Genomic DNA, 15,787 nt, shown 5'->3' on the forward strand with positions numbered 1-15,787 from the left:
AAAGAGTTCTAAATATGAGAACCGCTAACATTCAAAACATTTAAATTATGCCAAGATCAGTCAATCATGTTGCTTCACGCAACCGCAGAAAAAAAGTATTAAAATTAACAAGAGGCTATTACGGAGCTAGAAAAAACGTATGGACAGTAGCCAAAAACACATGGGAAAAAGGTCTTACCTATGCATTCCGTGACCGTCGCGCTAAAAAACGTAACTTCCGTGCATTGTGGATACAACGTATCAATGCAGCTGCACGCCTTGAAGGAACATCTTATTCCCGCCTGATGGGAGCTTTACACAAAAACGGTGTTGAAATCAACCGTAAAGTTCTTGCCGACCTCGCAATGAATCACCCGGAAGCATTCAAAGCAATCGTAGAGAAAGTGAAATAAACAGGAGATATCCGATAATAAAAAAAGAGTGATTAAAAATCACTCTTTTTTTATTATATAAATACAGATTAATTAGTAATCCCTAATTTAGCTTTCACTTTCGGCGCTGCATCTACTGCATTAGAACCAATATGAAGCAACGCTGCTGAGGAATTAAAAATATAGGTATAACCATTTTCATCACCCACATCTTTAATAGCTTTTCTCAACTTATCTTGTAAAGGTAATAAAAGAGATTGTTGCAGTTTCTCATATTCTTCCATACTTGTTTTCTGATAAGTCTCAAATCTGCTTTCCAAGTCGCTAATTTGCTTTTGTCTATCAAGTATTATCGCTTCGGTAAGTTCTTTTGTATCAGTTTTCTGAAACTCCGTCATTTTGGCTGTATATTCAGCCTGAATCCCTTCTCTTACTTTGGTTATTTGTTCTCTCTTAGTTGCTAATTGGCTTTCTACATCTTTGATTTCAGGCATTTTGCTAAATACCTCTTCTGCATTGACGTAAGCAAATTTATCTTGAGCAAACATTCCTAACGGGGCTAGTACAAAAAGTACTAGAATTAATTTTTTCAACATAGTTATAGTTAATTTAATTGGTTTTTTTTTCGGGGACAAATATAAATAATTATTTCGAATATCCGAGTTTTGCCAAGACTTCATTACTTATATCTATTCTCGGAGAGGCAAATATAACACTTTCGGCCGAAGCTCTATCCAATACTAATTGATAGCCCTTGGCTTCTGAAATTTCTTTTATAGCATTATAAATATCATCCTGAATAGGCTTCACCAATGCCTCCCTCTTTTTAAAGAGTTCTCCTTCGGGTCCGAAATACTTACGATTAAGTTCTTGCAAGCCCTTTTCCTTTTCTACAATTTCATTTTCCCGTTTAGTCTTTTGCTCTTTAGAGAGAAATGCTAAATCTGCCTGATACGACTTATACATGGTCTTTACTTCCTGCTGAACCTTTTCTACTTCTCCCTGCCATTTTTTGGACATCACCTCTAACTGTTCCTGAGCGGTCTCATAGCTACTTATATTCTTGAGAATATATTCCATATCTATCAAGGCGAATTTTTGCGCATAACTTCCTGCTGCGACACCTATAAATAAAGCTATAACTAAAAGTATTCTTTTCATAACAACTAATTTTAATATATAATAATTAGACGTCTTATCAATCTATTTGTTTATTCTCGTAACTATAAATAATGTTAAATTAGAATTCCTGCCCTATCACGAAGTGAAATTGACTCCCGCTACGAGCTGAATAGTTGTTTGGACTATCGAAACCATAAGCCCAGTCGATACCCATAAGCCCAATCATCGGCAACATAATACGGGCACCGAACCCTGCTGAACGTTTCAATTGGAACGGATTGAAATCTTTGAGGTCACTCCATGCATTACCGGCCTCAACAAATCCCAAAACATAGATAGTCGACGATGGTTCTAATATTAACGGATATCTCATTTCCAGAGCTAAACGCGTATATGCACTGGCATTACTACTTAGTGATCCGTTTTCATATCCACGAAGACCGATAGTTTCTGTTGCATATGTGCTGGAATAACCCGACATGCCATCTCCCCCAACATAGAATGTTTCAAACGGGGATTTCTTATATTTATTGAAGTAACCTACAAATCCATATTCAGCACGAGTCATCAATACTGGGGTTCTCTTTACTTCCGGTCCAGCCAAAGATGTAAATGTTTTGGATTTGAATTTCCACTTATGGTATTCAACCCATTTAAATTTATCTCCGTTTTCATATCCAGATCCATCCGACTTCATATTTTTATAGTCTTTACCATCCCACATCGAAAAAGGAGGCGTTACCTGAAGGCTTAAGGACATATCTGTTCCTCTACGGGTATATATAGGGTTGTCAATCGAACGTCTGCTTAATGATAAGTTTAAGCTAAGATTATTGCTTGTACCGTCTTTAACAATAAAATATGCCCAATCTTTCATGTTATAAAGTTGGTAAGAAAGCTCTGCTTGTACAGTAAAATAGTCATCGGGCCATGTCAGACGTTTTCCGTATCCAACAGAGACACCTATCATCTGTATACTTTTATTCGGATCGGCAGCGACACTGTAATCGCCTCCATAACCGCTACCATAGCCACTTCCATATCCGCCATAGCCACCATAGCCACCATAACTTGAATACGGATTATATCCATAATAGCTATTATTGAGGTATCTACTGTTTATATCAGTCTGACGTGAATAATATGCGCTTACCGACAACGAATTAGGGCGCTTACCTCCAAACCATGGATCGAAGAATGAAACCGAATATGATTGATAGTACTTGGCATTTGTCTGGGCGCTCAATGTTAAAGTCTGCCCTTCTCCCTGAGGTATAATACCTTTATATGTGCTTGGATTTAAAAGATTCTTCAAGGAGAAGTTTGTAAATTTCAAACTAAGCTTGCCAATAATACCAGTTTGTCCCCAACCTGCGGAAAACTCAATTTGGTCATTCGCTTTTGACACCAAAGGAAGCCCTATGTCTACTGTTCCGGATTCCGGATCAGGAGATATGTCGGGATTGCTAAGTTGTTCCGGGTCAAAGTGCCCCATCTGAGCCACCTCCCGCATCGAACGGACAATATCGTCACGGCTATAAAGCGCTCCCGGCCTGATTCTTAACTCACGACGCACAACATCTTCATATACGCGGTCGTTACCCGAAATAGAAACTCTACGTATAGTAGCCACAGGCCCTTCGGAGATACGTATCTCCAAATCGACAGAGTCATTGGCCAAATTAACCTCTACAGGATCTGCGTGTGAAAATAAATATCCATTATTTTGGTAGAAAAGATTCATTACAGCACCGTCGTCGGAAGAGAGACGTTCTATAAGCTTCTTCTGATTATAGACATCCCCAGGCTTCATATTCAGCTGGGTCTGGAGTTTCCATGTCTCATACTTCGTATTTCCTACCCATTTGATATCCCTTATAAAGTATTTGTTCCCTTCATCAACTTTTATTTTTATATCAACCCTATCCGGTTTTATCGAAGAAGTGATCGTATCCCATGTGATCATAGCATCACGATAACCTAACTCATTATACTTAGCGATAAGATTCTCTTTATCTTCTTCATAGCTTTCCGGAGCAAATTTTGTGGAACGAAGGAAGTTTCTTAACCATGCATTAAAAGTACTTTTATGCCGGGTTTTCTTCATGGCTTTCTCCAAAACAGCAGCCTTTACCTGATCATTCCCTTCAATTATTATACTATTTACCTTGGTTTTATCTTTTTTTGTAACATCTATATGTAAGATAACATAATTCTCCTTAGACAAATCAGGCGCTTCTGTTATTTTAATATCCGCGTTATTATACCCTTTATCATCAAAATATTTCTTGATAATGGTTTTGGCTCTATCCATTGCATGTGGAGTAATCTGCAAATCAACCATCAGACCGATTTTATTTCCCAGTTCTTGTTGCTCCGATTTTTTCATACCCGAATAAACAATACTGGAAATACGAGGGCGCTCACTTAATTTTATTTCAAGCCATATTTTATTCCCCTCTACCTTTGTCGCAAGAATCTTTGTGTCAGAGAATAATTTCTGCTTCCAAAATTTTTTCACAGCATTAGTTATTTCCGGTCCCGGTACTTCTATTATGTCCCCTACTGCCAGTTCGGAAAAACCAATCAGAGTAAAATCCTCATAACCGGAATTCGCTGGTTTGTTAACTTTTATATCAGCTATTTCGTATTTTTTTGGTGTATTGTACGATATCTCCGGAACATCTTCCAGACTGGTTCCAATAGCTTTATTTATATTTTTTACTTCAATACTATCTACTACCTGCCCTTTTATTCCTATAGAAAAAAGACAGGAAATAACTACTAAAATGAATAAACCTTTTTTTGACATATTGGGTTTGATCGTTGTTTCTTATCGTATATATTTTTATTTATCTCCTATTATTCAAGTCCTTTAATAACCTGTTCGCTGGTTTTTCCAAAACGGCGTTCCCTGTTTTGGAAACTCACGATAGCTTCATACAAAGACTCTTCATTGAAATCAGGCCAAAGTTCATCTGTAAAGTAAAGCTCGGAATATGCTATTTGCCAAAGCAAAAAATTACTTATACGTAATTCACCACCTGTACGAACCAGGATATCAGGATCGGGAATACCATAGGTAGAAAGATGTTTTCCTATTAATTCTTCGGATACAGCATCTGCCGGTAGCCTTCCGGCTTGAACTTCTGCCACAATTTCTTTTACAGCTTCTGAAATTTCCCATTTCGAAGAGTAACTTAATGCTAATATCACGGTAGTACCCGTACAAGACGCGGTCTGATTAAGGCATAAATCTAAAGCAGCCTTAGTATCGATAGGCAAACGGTTTACATCTCCAATAACTTTAACTCGTATGTTATTTTTCACCAAGTCAGGGGTTTCGTTCGACACAGCCTGTATCATCAGAGCCATCAGAGCTTTTACCTCTTCGACAGGCCTCTTCCAATTTTCAGTAGAAAAAGTATAAAGTGTTATGTAAGGAACTTTTACTTTTGCCGCGGCTTCGATGGTTCTGCGCACAGCCACAATACCTTCTCTATGCCCATATGCACGATCCAGGTTCTGACGCTTCGCCCATCGCCCATTACCATCCATGATAATAGCAATATGGCTTGGAATTTTTTCTTTATCTATTTGGTCAAAAAATGACATCTATATTTTATTTATAATTAATCTAAATTCAAACAGGGACATACCCTAACGCCAAAATCCCATGTTATACTTATCATTGTCAAGGAATACCAGTCATTGTTTTTCAAAAAGTTTCCTTTTATATTATATGGACTATCCAAATCAAACTTTGCATTCGTCTTAGTAACATCGAATGAATCGCTAAACAACTTTCTGAAGGAAAACTCAAAACCAAGATTCAAACGATCTCTTATTTTATATTTTAATCCTATGCCAACCGGGACATTCATATCTAAGAATTTCTTTTCTCCGGAAGCAAAGGTTATACCTACTCCTGTAAAAAGATATGGACTTAGACGTTTAGCTCCTAAATAACCGAACTTATCACTGTAATTAAAGAAGTTAAATTCTATCTGGCTCCCAAGTTCATAAAACATTCTGTTAAAAGAAACCTGCTCACCAAAAGGAAATTTATTTCCCGAATTTCTAGTGTCTCCCGATACTTGACCCAAAACAAAATTATTCTTAACCGACCATCTCAAGTCTATATTGTATCGAAAAATCACTCCTGCCGAGACTCCGGGATCCTGATATAACTTTGTTTTATTAGCATCTCCCATATAAAAAGATGTACCGGCCATACCTCCTATTTCGAACTGATAATCATCTTGCGCTTTCAGTATTATAGAAAAGAAAAAGAAGCTGATAAAACAAAACAAAACAAATATCTCTTTTCTCATCATAAATTCTTTTACCTAATACCTTTCTAACGTAGAAACAAGGATATAAGTATGCCTGAGACAGATTTTCGCCTACAGATCAATGAGCCAAACGGTTTATACGCCCTTTCCAGACTTGTCTGACCGGAGATCCTGAAGCTTCTATCGAGGTGTCTATTCCGCCGAATATCCATATATAATTGTCACTATCTACTATTATCGATTGTTTCGAACTCGACATTCCGGGTATGAATTTTTCTTTTGTGGAAGCTGCAACCCATTTGGATCCAAAACTGCTTGTTTTATAAAGCAAATTTTTAGTCAATGCATATACATAACCATCATATAAGAATGTACGAATACCTTCGGAAGGGTCGAACAATGTATTTTTCTGATTAGATTCTATCTCTAATTGTCCGTCACCTTGACGAAGAGACCAAGTTAAGTTAGAAGAGGTCTGCGCAGCTGTGACAACAAGGATGTTTCTATTCAGGTTGCTTCTGTCATAACTCGTCACAGATGTAAATCCTGTAGCAGGGAACCCTGCCGGCACTTCATTTGATTCCTTACTATAACTAATATTTTCTACTATCTGCAACGACTGCATATCCGAGGTTTTAGCAAAAACATATTTTCCTGATTGTTTGGTTATAACCAGAAGAGAATCTTTTGCGGCCTCTTTACCCGGCAATACGCCAAGAATACTTTGAACATTCGAATTGCTTACTTGCCAAGCAACGCCATCAGTGGAACTATACGCCTTCTCGTCTGCATCTACGGCATAAAACTCTCCGTTGAAAGAAGTAATGCTTTCCAATTTCACAGTCGCTGGAATTACTGTCGTAGACTGCTTTTTCCAAGATGATGTAGATGTCGCACTCTTATCTATTTCGTATGAATAAAATTTACCATCTTTATCGATAGAGAATGTATGAAATACCGAGTCTACTAAAAGAGTTTTTTGCCTATCTATAGTGTTCGGCAATTCGAAAGAGCCGGTTACATTCGTCCAAACAAGTGAATCCGGATCAACCTTGTGAATACGAATATCAATAGTGTAAGTCCGGGCATCAGCAGCATTCCCATTAGCAGGAGTAACTTTTATTCTGGGATATAAAGAAAAGTCTATCGAATCGGAAGTATTCCATCCCACAACAGAATCGTTAGGATATAAAATTTCTATTTTATATGGGTTTTCATAGGTAAGTGTCGCCATATATTTTGTCAGTCTGGTCTTATATGGTAACGAATCCGAATTGTATATCAGCGACCGGAATTGATCTATAGAAAATCGCGTTTTTGCCAATATTGGAAAATTTACAGAGTCAATACTACTGGCATTTGAGAGGGTTGCCGATAGTGTTAAGGAATATATCTGAGCATTTGCTGAAGCATCTTCTGTAACATAGTTTGTAGAATTATCATTACATGATGCTAAAGTAACGACAGAAAAAGCGATGAATAATAGTTTAGTGATTTGCTTCAATTTCATTAGTTTAAACGGATTTATTCAAATATCAATGTGCAAAAATAGAAAGAATTTCGGCTTACACGTCAATAAATTTAATATTTATAAAATTTTATAGTTATCAGGACAAAGCTGTATTTGTCTGGATGTACCCCATTTCCATTCCTTAACAGTTCTTCCTGTAATGACAGGAGCCTTAATTCCATTCCCGAAAGAAATATGAGATATCTCAATATATGCTTCATCCCACAAATGTTTATCAATAAGGCTTTGAAGGAGTTCTCTCCCTCCTTCCACCAGTACAGAATCGATCTTGCGTTTTTTAAGGACAGAGAAAATATTTTCAATAAGATTTTCTTCAAAATCAACCTTGATAAAGGTCAAATTTTCAATAAAAGACCTGACCGTTTCTTGTTCCGTAAAAACGACAGTTTCTACATTGCCGTCAAAAATAGTATAACCAGAAGGGATACGCCCTGTTCTGTCAAGAACAACCCGAACAGGATTCCGACCATACCAATATCTTGTTGTCAGCGAAGGATTATCATTTACAGCAGTATTTGTTCCGATCATAATACTTCCTACTTCTGCCCTTTTCTTATGGACAAGCATCCTGCAAAAATCATTGGAAATAGGTGTAGGACTTGGATTTTCACCTTCAAGGCGGACTTTATCTATAAAACCATCTTCTGTTTGAGCCCACTTCAGGTAAATATAAGGTCTATTATACATCTGGGCAACGAAGAACTCCTTATTCAACATCTTCGCTTCCTTTTCCAGAATACCGATGGTCACATCGACACCTGTAGCCTGCAACATCTTGATTCCCCTACCCGAAACAGCAGGATAAGGATCAAGACATGCTACCACTACACGGGGAATTCCCATGTCGATAATTAATTGAGCACAAGGTGGGGTTTTTCCATAGTGAGAGCAAGGCTCTAACGAGACATATATTGTGGATTCTTTCAGTAACGACTTATCCCTGACACTATTAATAGCGTTCACTTCTGCATGAGCCTCACCGTATCGACGATGATAACCTTCTCCGATTATCTTGCCTTTGTGCACAACAACGGCTCCTACCATTGGATTAGGATATACAAATCCTTTTCCATTGAGGGCCAGCTGAAGGCAACGTCGCATATATTTTTCGTCAATAATCATCCTTTCTGTATTTCTACAAAGAGAAACGCAATAACTACTGAGATATTTTAAATTAAATATTTTTTATGAAAATTACCGGGCTGCAATCACTTCTATTTCTACAAGCGCACTTTTCGGCAAGTCCCGTACAGCAAAAGCCGAACGTGCCGGAAATGAGCCGGTAAACTGCTGTCCGTATACTTCATTCATAGCAGCAAAACCAGCTATGTCATTCAACAGGACTGTAGTTTTCACTATATTATCCACTGTCAGGCCGGCTTCGGCAAGAATTGCTTTTATATTTTTAAAACATTGCTCCGTTTGTTCTTTTACTCCCCCCGGCACAAAAGCTCCGGTTGCAGTATCAATAGGAAGTTGCCCTGATAGAAATACGATTCCATTTACTTCTATTGCCTGACTGTATGGACCTATAGCCGCAGGCGCGCTTTCTGTTGCAATTACTTTTTTCATTCAATTTTTGTTTCGGTTGTTTATAATTCTTTTTGACGGATAACCTCATAAATCAGCACTCCTGCCGCTACCGACACGTTCAATGAGCCAATAGTTCCAAACTGAGGAATTTTCACCAAATTATCAGCAATCCGCAGATTTTCATTCGACACCCCAACATCCTCAGCCCCCATCACGATGGCAATAGGCCCGGAATAGTCCACCTTTGTATAAAGCTCCGCGCCACGCTCGGTAGCAGCAACAACTTTTATACCACTGTTCTTTATATGTTGAATGGCAACTGTAAGATTTGGCTCTTTGCAAACAGGTATTTTCAGCAATGCTCCGGCCGAAGTTTTTACAGCGTCAGCATTAACGGTTACACTTCCTTTCGCCGGAATAACTATCGCATTGACTCCTGCAACTTCACACGTCCGGGCAATAGCACCAAAGTTGCGAACATCGGTAAGCCCATCCAGAATTAGAAAAAACGGGTCTTTACCATTCTCGTATAGAAAAGGGATAATATCTTCAATGCGTTCGTATGTAATGGCAGACAAGAAAGCGATAACACCTTGATGATTCTTACGGGTAAACCGGTCAAGCCGTTCTATCGGAACACGCTGAACAGCGATATTCTGAGATTTAAGCAAAGCAAACAGCTCCTTCGACAAATCTCCCTGAAGCTCACGCTTTATGATGACTTTATCTATTTCTTTTCCGGCTTCTATTGCTTCTATAACGGCACGAATGCCAAATATCATTTCTTTTTCTTTCATTCTTTATATAGAGATTTTCAGCAAACAAATATACTACAACAATAAGTAAAATAAAAATGATACCTCTTTTAAGAACCTGTTTAAATTTTATTCGTTCCGATTTTCAGAACTATTTTTAAAATGATTTTTTCTTTTCTGAAGCGCGAATAGCGGGCTATTCAAGCTGAAGAAAGGGAAAAATCAGATAAAAAGAGACTGAAAATGAACGAAAAAAGAGCTATAATAAAATGTTTTGGTAAAATTTAAATAGGCTCTAAGTAAAAGGATATTAAAATATGGCTCTTCCGGAGCAAATCGTCACCTTTAAATAAATTATGTGAATCAGTAGTTGAATTAATAATCACAGGAACGAAGTGTATGTAATTAATTGTTCGGTTATTTTCATCCTTTTCTTCTGCGCGCAATCTGTGATTGCTTATATTCTCAACATATGCTCATCACTGCCGCGCCCTGCCGGGCTTGTCCTTACTTTTGGCATTGCCCAAAAGTAAGCAAAAAGCTAGCGCTTCGTCCCTCGGCGACCCACAACCGGTTTGCCGGCTGAAAGGGACGAACGGGCTATCGCCCCGTCCCTTTCTACGCCGCCTGCACCGTGTGGGTTCCCCCGCCTGCGGAACGAATGCGCGGGAGGCTGACGCACGACAAGCGGCTGCCTTGTCTGGCTTTAGCTGCGCCGTTAGCTTCAAGTACGGGGCACCCATAGGACGAAAAGGCGTTAAAAACAAAAACGTGTTTGAGCTTATCAAATGATTTGTATTATACAAAACCCGGAGCGAGTTTTTTTGTTTAGCCTTTAAGTCCGTTATGGGTCGGACGTTGAAGCGGGGGCGCAAAAGCGTTTTTGGTTCCTTTTGCGGCTTTGGGCAAAAGGAACGCAAGCAATCTTTGATTGCGCGCAGTACAAGATAACCGAACGTTTTTACACTACAGGAATAACTGCAACTGCTGATTGGCATAAATAATAAAGAAGACCTGCCTTAATAGACAAGTCTTCCTATATTTACACCTTAGATCGGTACTGCACGCGAATGCGTTACAGGTTATTTTTCTTGTCCTGCATGGACTTGCAACGTTTCGAATTTATAATTACTCTTAGCTTATTTCAATATCATGTTTATAAAAAACAATTAGCATATGATTAGATATGCTAATTGCCTTAACTACTTAATCTAATAAACTAAACAAACTTAATTAAAGCGGGTATTCTTCGAATGCATACAACACCGTAGACAGATAGCGTTCACCTGTATCGGGTAGTATAACAACTATATTTTTCCCTTTATTTTCTTCTTTTTTAGCCAACACTGTAGCCGCATAAGCAGCTGCCCCTGAAGAGATACCAACAAGCAAACCTTCTTCACGGGCCAGTTCACGGCTTGTACGTATAGCATCATCGTTGCTTACCTGTAAAATTTCATCGACAACCGATCCGTCATACGTTTTTGGAACGAAGCCGGCACCTATACCTTGTATTTTATGAGGCCCCGGATTACCTCCTGACAAAACCGGGGAATCGGCAGGTTCTACTGCTACTATTTTCACATTAGGATTGTATTTTTTCAAAACCTCTCCCACTCCACTTACAGTACCGCCCGTACCCACTCCGGAAACAAAAATATCAACTTTTCCATCGGTATCACGCCAGATTTCCTCTGCTGTCGTTTTTTTATGAATAGCCGGATTCGATGGATTTGCAAATTGTTGAAGAATCACCGCTTTTGGATTTTCTTTTTGTAGTTCTTCAGCTTTCGCTATTGCTCCTTTCATTCCTTCCGGCCCGGGAGTAAGTACAATATTTGCACCCAGGGCTTTCAGTAAGTTTCTACGCTCTATGCTCATGGTTTCGGGCATTGTCAAAGTCAATTTATAACCTTTGGCTGCTGCCACGAAGGCCAGGCCTATACCGGTATTACCACTGGTAGGTTCTATAAGCTCGCTGTCCGGCTTCAAAACACCTGCAACTTCAGCATCTTCGATCATCGCATTTGCTATACGGTCTTTAACGCTTGATGCAGGATTGAAATATTCCAGTTTACCTATTACTTGAGCACTTAATCCGCGCTTTTTATTATAGTTCGACAGTTCCAACAAAGGGGTATTTCCTATTAAGTCTGTAAGTTTTTTTGCAATCTTTGCCATATTGTTATATGTATTAATTTGTTATTATTGATTGAGACAAAGGTATACGTTTTTTATACATAACACAATCGCCTAAACAGGGTATTTTAATACCACAAACATGGTATATTATTTAAAGTAAAAAACGTTAAGGTGGGCACGCAATATAAATTATTTCCGCTATATTCGCAGTGCCTTAAATATTATTTTGACTCCAAAACATAATGGTTACAAAGGCGTTTTATTTATAAAAATAAAAGTCATGGAGATATCCGAGCTATATAATATATATAAACAATATCCAGAAGTTTCTACAGACACCCGCAACAGCCCGACGAATTCAATTTTTTTCGCTCTCAGGGGAGCAAATTTCAATGGCAATGAATATGCTGAAAAGGCAATAGATTCAGGGTGTAGCTACGCAGTAGTAGATGAAGCCAAGTACGCCACACGCCCTAATATAATAGTTGTAGAAAATAGCCTCGAAACATTGCAAAGATTGGCAAACTACCATCGTAAGCAAATAAAGACCCCTATCATTGCAATTACAGGCACAAATGGAAAAACCACGACTAAAGAGCTGATAACCTCTGTCCTTGCGCAGGAATACAACGTAGTTTCTACACAAGGTAATCTAAACAATCATATTGGAGTTCCTTTAACGTTATTACGCATTAAAAAAGAGCACGAAATAGCAGTAGTGGAAATGGGAGCCAGTCACGTTGGCGAAATTAAATTCTTATCTGAGATAGCCGAACCCAACTATGGTATTATAACCAATTTGGGGCATGCTCATATCGAAGGCTTTGGCTCGTTCGAAAATGTAGTAAAAGCTAAAGGTGAACTATACGAATACATCCGCAGTACAACAGACGGGAAAATATTCATCGACCACACCAATACGCTTCTCAGAGAAATGTCTGAAGGTATTACCTCTGTATATTACGGTTTGGAAGACGATCTGTTTGTTTCAGGCAAAGTTGTATCCATCAGTCCATACCTTGAATTTGAGTGGAAATTTTTAAATACCCGAAAGAAAGTAAAAACAAAATTAATAGGTGAATACAACCTTTCTAATCTATTAGCAGCCATTACAGCGGGAAAATATATGGGAGTTAATTCTGATAGAATTTGTAAGGCTATAGCCAGTTATGAACCGACTAACAATCGTTCTCAATTGAAAGAAACGGACAAAAATAAGCTAATCATAGATGCATACAATGCCAACCCTACCAGTATGCATGCTGCGTTAGAAAACTTTGACCACATGAATGTCCGGCACAAGGTTCTTATATTGGGAGATATGAAGGAACTGGGAGCTGATTCAGATATAGAACATCAAAAAATAGCAGATTATATAGCTCAACATAATTTTGACAATGTACTATTTGTTGGAGAAAATTTCAGTAAAGTAAAAACAGATTGTCTATGCTTTGAGAACCTCGATGGTTTACGGGACTACTTACAAAAACATCCCATAGATAACTCTTACATCCTGCTGAAAGGATCGCGAGGGGTTCAGCTCGAACGATGTATCGATTTACTATAAACATACAAACAAGAGCGGCTCCTAAAGGTCGCTCTTGTCATATAATTACCAAGAAAAGCAATTAACACAAAACAAAAAACTAATTGAGTAAATAATTAGATGAACAAACTGATAAGTTTGCACTATTAATAAATTAACCTAAAAATCATAAAATGAGAAGAATTCTTTTATCCCTGTTATGCGGCTTCATACTAACATCTGTTTCAGGGAGAGAGGTAACTCCTTTCAATGACGGGTGGTCTTTCAAGAAAGGGCCATTCAATAGCAGCTCTGCAATTCTATCTACAAACTATATCGGTGGAAAATGGGAGGAAGTAAAGATTCCACATACATGGAATGCAGAAGATATGCAAGTGGCTATGGCTAACATATCAGGGTTCCGTAATCCCCAAGATCGTTTCTACACAGGCGAAGCTATGTACAAAAAGATGTACACCCCCGATATTCCTTTAAAAGACAAGCGGATTTTTCTCCGCTTCGAAGGTGTCGGGTCTGTTGCCGAAGTGTATGTCAACAATCAATTTGCAGGAAGACATCTTGGCGCATATTCCGCATTTACTGTTGAGATAAGCAGGCTTCTTAAATACGGAGAAGGAAACGAGATAATAGTAAAAGCCGATAATAGTGAACGCCCGGATGTTATTCCGGTCAACAATGTTTTATTTGGCGTATATGGAGGTATTTATCGGGATATTTCACTTATAATCACCGAAAATCTAAATATCGCCGTTACAGATTATGCTTCACCGGGAATCTATATTTCCCAGGATAATGTAACGAAGAAATCGGCAGACGTAAATATCAAAATAAAAGTTGATAATAGAACCGGTTCGGTTCAAAATGCCAGCCTTATCACCACAATATATGAGATGGACGGAAAAACCATCAAATCGAAAAAAGAAACTCCGGTAAGAGTAAATCCTCAAGGAAGACAGTTTTTCATCCACGATTTCAGAATAACCAATCCTCACTTATGGCAGGGACTGGAAGACCCGTATTTGTATAAAGTAGTAACTCAAATCGTATCAGGAGAAAGAGTGATAGATGAAGTCGTACAACCATTAGGTCTAAGGCATTTTGAGCTGAAAACAGGAGACGGAATGTACCTGAATGGCAAAAAAGTTCCTATGTATGGTACATGCCGCCATCAGGACTGGTGGGGAAAAGGTAGCGCTTTGACAAAAGAAGACCACAATACCGATCTTGAAATAATAAAAGAAATGGGGGCAACAACCATTCGTTTTGCGCACTATCAGCAAGCAGAACAAATATATGCGAAATGTGATAGCATCGGATTTATCATATGGGCGGAAATTCCGTTTGTGAATAGAGTAAGCACTCTGGAAACGGAAAATGCAAAGCAACAATTAACTGAACTTATCCGTCAAAATTACAACCATCCGTCTATATACGTATGGGGATTGCATAACGAAGTATACACTCCGTTTGAACAAACTATTCCTTTGACAACCACCCTTCATGACCTGGTCAAAACAGAAGACCCTTACAGATACACCGCCTCGGTAAGTGGATACAATAAAATAGACGCCGCGGCAAACAATAACGCCGACATTCAGGGCATAAATCACTATTTCGGTTGGTATGGCGGGAAAATAAGCGATATAGACAGTTGGGTGAAGAAAGCTGAAAAAGAATTTACGGAATATAATGTCATGTTTTCCGAATATGGAGGTGAGGCAAATATAAACCAACAAAAAGAAAATGTAGGAGAAATAGGCGATTGCTGCGGGTACGACAAGAAGTATTACGAAACATGGGGAACAAAATTCCATGAAATACAATGGGGAGTAATTGCTAAACACCCATTCCTGATGGCATCGTATATATGGAATACATTCGACTTTGCTACCCCTATGTCATCGCAAGGAGGAGTACACTCCCGCAATATGAAAGGACTGGTTACATTCGACCGCGAAACAAAAAAAGACCCGTTCTACTGGTATAAGGCTAACTGGAGTAAAGAACCTGTGCTATACCTAACCCAACGCAGGGCTATAGACAGGGAAAACGAATACACTTCAGTAACTGTATACTCTAATGTCGGAACACCTCAGTTATTTGTAAACGGCGCTGAAATAAAAGATCTCTCGGAAGGAACAACTTCGATACATTATATTTTTAATAGCGTTAAACTAAAAGAAGGAGAGAATATTATCGAAGTAAAAGCGACTAAAGACGGTAAAAATTATGAAGATAAAATACGTTGGATGTATTCTGAAAAAAACAAAGGAAAATCTGACAATCCGGCTCCGGTAGAGAAAACCGAAGAACATATAGGACTATGATGTGATTTAAAGATTTAAAGTTCAAAAATTTAAAGATTTTATCTATAGATAGTGGTAATTTGAAAATTTGAAAATTAGCGAATTAGCAAATTTGAAAATGAATGTGGAAAATGTTACTTTTTAGTTAAAAAAGTAGGAGTTAAATAGTTATGAGTTATGAGTTAT

At 38.3% G+C, this 15,787-nt stretch carries 14 protein-coding genes; 4 read left to right on the top strand and 10 right to left on the bottom strand.

All coding sequences use genetic code 11. The annotated features are described in order from the left end of the window. The first annotated feature begins 47 nt into the window (after positions 1–47). Positions 48–392, top strand: coding sequence for a 50S ribosomal protein L20 (rplT, locus tag ACYPZI_RS12410; RefSeq protein WP_459602062.1), 345 nt, complete (start codon positions 48–50; stop codon positions 390–392). Between the two features lie 68 nt (positions 393–460). Here the strand turns inward: rplT and ACYPZI_RS12415 are convergent, their stop codons facing one another. The 9 genes from ACYPZI_RS12415 to rlmB all read right to left on the bottom strand — a co-directional run bounded on the left by ACYPZI_RS12415 (position 461) and on the right by rlmB (position 9,649). Continuing rightward, the gene (locus ACYPZI_RS12415; protein ID WP_459602064.1) at positions 461–967 is read right to left on the bottom strand and encodes an OmpH/Skp family outer membrane protein; all 507 of its coding nucleotides are present in this window, start codon (positions 965–967) and stop codon (positions 461–463) included. A 49-nt stretch (positions 968–1,016) separates the two neighbouring features. Beyond that, a complete protein-coding gene (locus ACYPZI_RS12420; RefSeq protein ID WP_459602066.1) occupies positions 1,017–1,532 on the bottom strand; it encodes an OmpH/Skp family outer membrane protein in 516 nt (171 codons plus the stop codon). 79 nt (positions 1,533–1,611) lie between these two features. Then, positions 1,612–4,305, bottom strand: coding sequence for a BamA/OMP85 family outer membrane protein (locus ACYPZI_RS12425; protein ID WP_459602068.1), 2,694 nt, complete (start codon positions 4,303–4,305; stop codon positions 1,612–1,614). 50 nt (positions 4,306–4,355) lie between these two features. Further along, positions 4,356–5,108, bottom strand: a complete 753-nt coding sequence (locus ACYPZI_RS12430; RefSeq protein WP_459602070.1) for an isoprenyl transferase — start codon at positions 5,106–5,108, stop codon at positions 4,356–4,358. A gap of 17 nt (positions 5,109–5,125) precedes the next feature. Beyond that, positions 5,126–5,827 carry a type IX secretion system protein PorG gene (gene porG / locus ACYPZI_RS12435; RefSeq protein WP_459602072.1) on the bottom strand — a complete coding sequence of 234 codons (702 nt, stop codon included), beginning with the start codon at positions 5,825–5,827 and terminating at the stop codon, positions 5,126–5,128. Between the two features lie 79 nt (positions 5,828–5,906). Further along, positions 5,907–7,298, bottom strand: a complete 1,392-nt coding sequence (locus tag ACYPZI_RS12440; RefSeq protein ID WP_459602074.1) for a DUF6242 domain-containing protein — start codon at positions 7,296–7,298, stop codon at positions 5,907–5,909. A 78-nt stretch (positions 7,299–7,376) separates the two neighbouring features. Further along, positions 7,377–8,441 carry a bifunctional diaminohydroxyphosphoribosylaminopyrimidine deaminase/5-amino-6-(5-phosphoribosylamino)uracil reductase RibD gene (ribD, locus tag ACYPZI_RS12445; protein WP_459602076.1) on the bottom strand — a complete coding sequence of 355 codons (1,065 nt, stop codon included), beginning with the start codon at positions 8,439–8,441 and terminating at the stop codon, positions 7,377–7,379. Between the two features lie 72 nt (positions 8,442–8,513). Further along, positions 8,514–8,891 carry a RidA family protein gene (locus tag ACYPZI_RS12450; protein ID WP_459602078.1) on the bottom strand — a complete coding sequence of 126 codons (378 nt, stop codon included), beginning with the start codon at positions 8,889–8,891 and terminating at the stop codon, positions 8,514–8,516. Between the two features lie 20 nt (positions 8,892–8,911). Then, on the bottom strand, positions 8,912–9,649 hold the full coding sequence (gene rlmB / locus ACYPZI_RS12455; RefSeq protein WP_459602080.1) for a 23S rRNA (guanosine(2251)-2'-O)-methyltransferase RlmB: 738 nt from the start codon (positions 9,647–9,649) through the stop codon (positions 8,912–8,914). A gap of 411 nt (positions 9,650–10,060) precedes the next feature. Here rlmB and ACYPZI_RS12460 point away from each other — a divergent pair, with 411 nt between their 5' ends. Continuing rightward, a complete protein-coding gene (locus ACYPZI_RS12460) occupies positions 10,061–10,399 on the top strand; it encodes a hypothetical protein (protein WP_459602082.1) in 339 nt (112 codons plus the stop codon). A gap of 441 nt (positions 10,400–10,840) precedes the next feature. Here ACYPZI_RS12460 and cysK read toward each other — a convergent pair whose 3' ends face one another. Next, positions 10,841–11,788, bottom strand: coding sequence for a cysteine synthase A (cysK, locus tag ACYPZI_RS12465; RefSeq protein WP_459602084.1), 948 nt, complete (start codon positions 11,786–11,788; stop codon positions 10,841–10,843). 241 nt (positions 11,789–12,029) lie between these two features. On the opposite strand from cysK, the gene ACYPZI_RS12470 reads away from it, so the two are divergent. Both ACYPZI_RS12470 and ACYPZI_RS12475 read left to right on the top strand, forming a co-directional pair. Beyond that, on the top strand, positions 12,030–13,316 hold the full coding sequence (locus tag ACYPZI_RS12470) for a UDP-N-acetylmuramoyl-tripeptide--D-alanyl-D-alanine ligase (RefSeq protein WP_459602086.1): 1,287 nt from the start codon (positions 12,030–12,032) through the stop codon (positions 13,314–13,316). Between the two features lie 152 nt (positions 13,317–13,468). Further along, on the top strand, positions 13,469–15,622 hold the full coding sequence (locus tag ACYPZI_RS12475; RefSeq protein WP_459602087.1) for a glycoside hydrolase family 2 protein: 2,154 nt from the start codon (positions 13,469–13,471) through the stop codon (positions 15,620–15,622). The last annotated feature ends 165 nt before the right edge of the window (positions 15,623–15,787 follow it).

The organism is Dysgonomonas reticulitermitis (genome assembly GCF_054601275.1).

Excerpts from the sequence above, each read along its gene's own strand:
- rplT (WP_459602062.1), top strand. The coding sequence starts at position 48 with ATGCCAAGATCAGTCAATCATGTTGCTTCACGCAACCGCAGAAAAAAA.
- ACYPZI_RS12425 (WP_459602068.1), bottom strand. The coding sequence starts at position 4,305 with ATGTCAAAAAAAGGTTTATTCATTTTAGTAGTTATTTCCTGTCTTTTT.
- ACYPZI_RS12470 (WP_459602086.1), top strand. The coding sequence starts at position 12,030 with ATGGAGATATCCGAGCTATATAATATATATAAACAATATCCAGAAGTT.
- ribD (WP_459602076.1), bottom strand. The coding sequence starts at position 8,441 with ATGATTATTGACGAAAAATATATGCGACGTTGCCTTCAGCTGGCCCTC.
- rlmB (WP_459602080.1), bottom strand. The coding sequence starts at position 9,649 with ATGAAAGAAAAAGAAATGATATTTGGCATTCGTGCCGTTATAGAAGCA.
- ACYPZI_RS12475 (WP_459602087.1), top strand. The coding sequence starts at position 13,469 with ATGAGAAGAATTCTTTTATCCCTGTTATGCGGCTTCATACTAACATCT.
- ACYPZI_RS12430 (WP_459602070.1), bottom strand. The coding sequence starts at position 5,108 with ATGTCATTTTTTGACCAAATAGATAAAGAAAAAATTCCAAGCCATATT.
- porG (WP_459602072.1), bottom strand. The coding sequence starts at position 5,827 with ATGAGAAAAGAGATATTTGTTTTGTTTTGTTTTATCAGCTTCTTTTTC.
- ACYPZI_RS12415 (WP_459602064.1), bottom strand. The coding sequence starts at position 967 with ATGTTGAAAAAATTAATTCTAGTACTTTTTGTACTAGCCCCGTTAGGA.
- cysK (WP_459602084.1), bottom strand. The coding sequence starts at position 11,788 with ATGGCAAAGATTGCAAAAAAACTTACAGACTTAATAGGAAATACCCCT.
- ACYPZI_RS12420 (WP_459602066.1), bottom strand. The coding sequence starts at position 1,532 with ATGAAAAGAATACTTTTAGTTATAGCTTTATTTATAGGTGTCGCAGCA.
- ACYPZI_RS12450 (WP_459602078.1), bottom strand. The coding sequence starts at position 8,891 with ATGAAAAAAGTAATTGCAACAGAAAGCGCGCCTGCGGCTATAGGTCCA.
- ACYPZI_RS12440 (WP_459602074.1), bottom strand. The coding sequence starts at position 7,298 with ATGAAATTGAAGCAAATCACTAAACTATTATTCATCGCTTTTTCTGTC.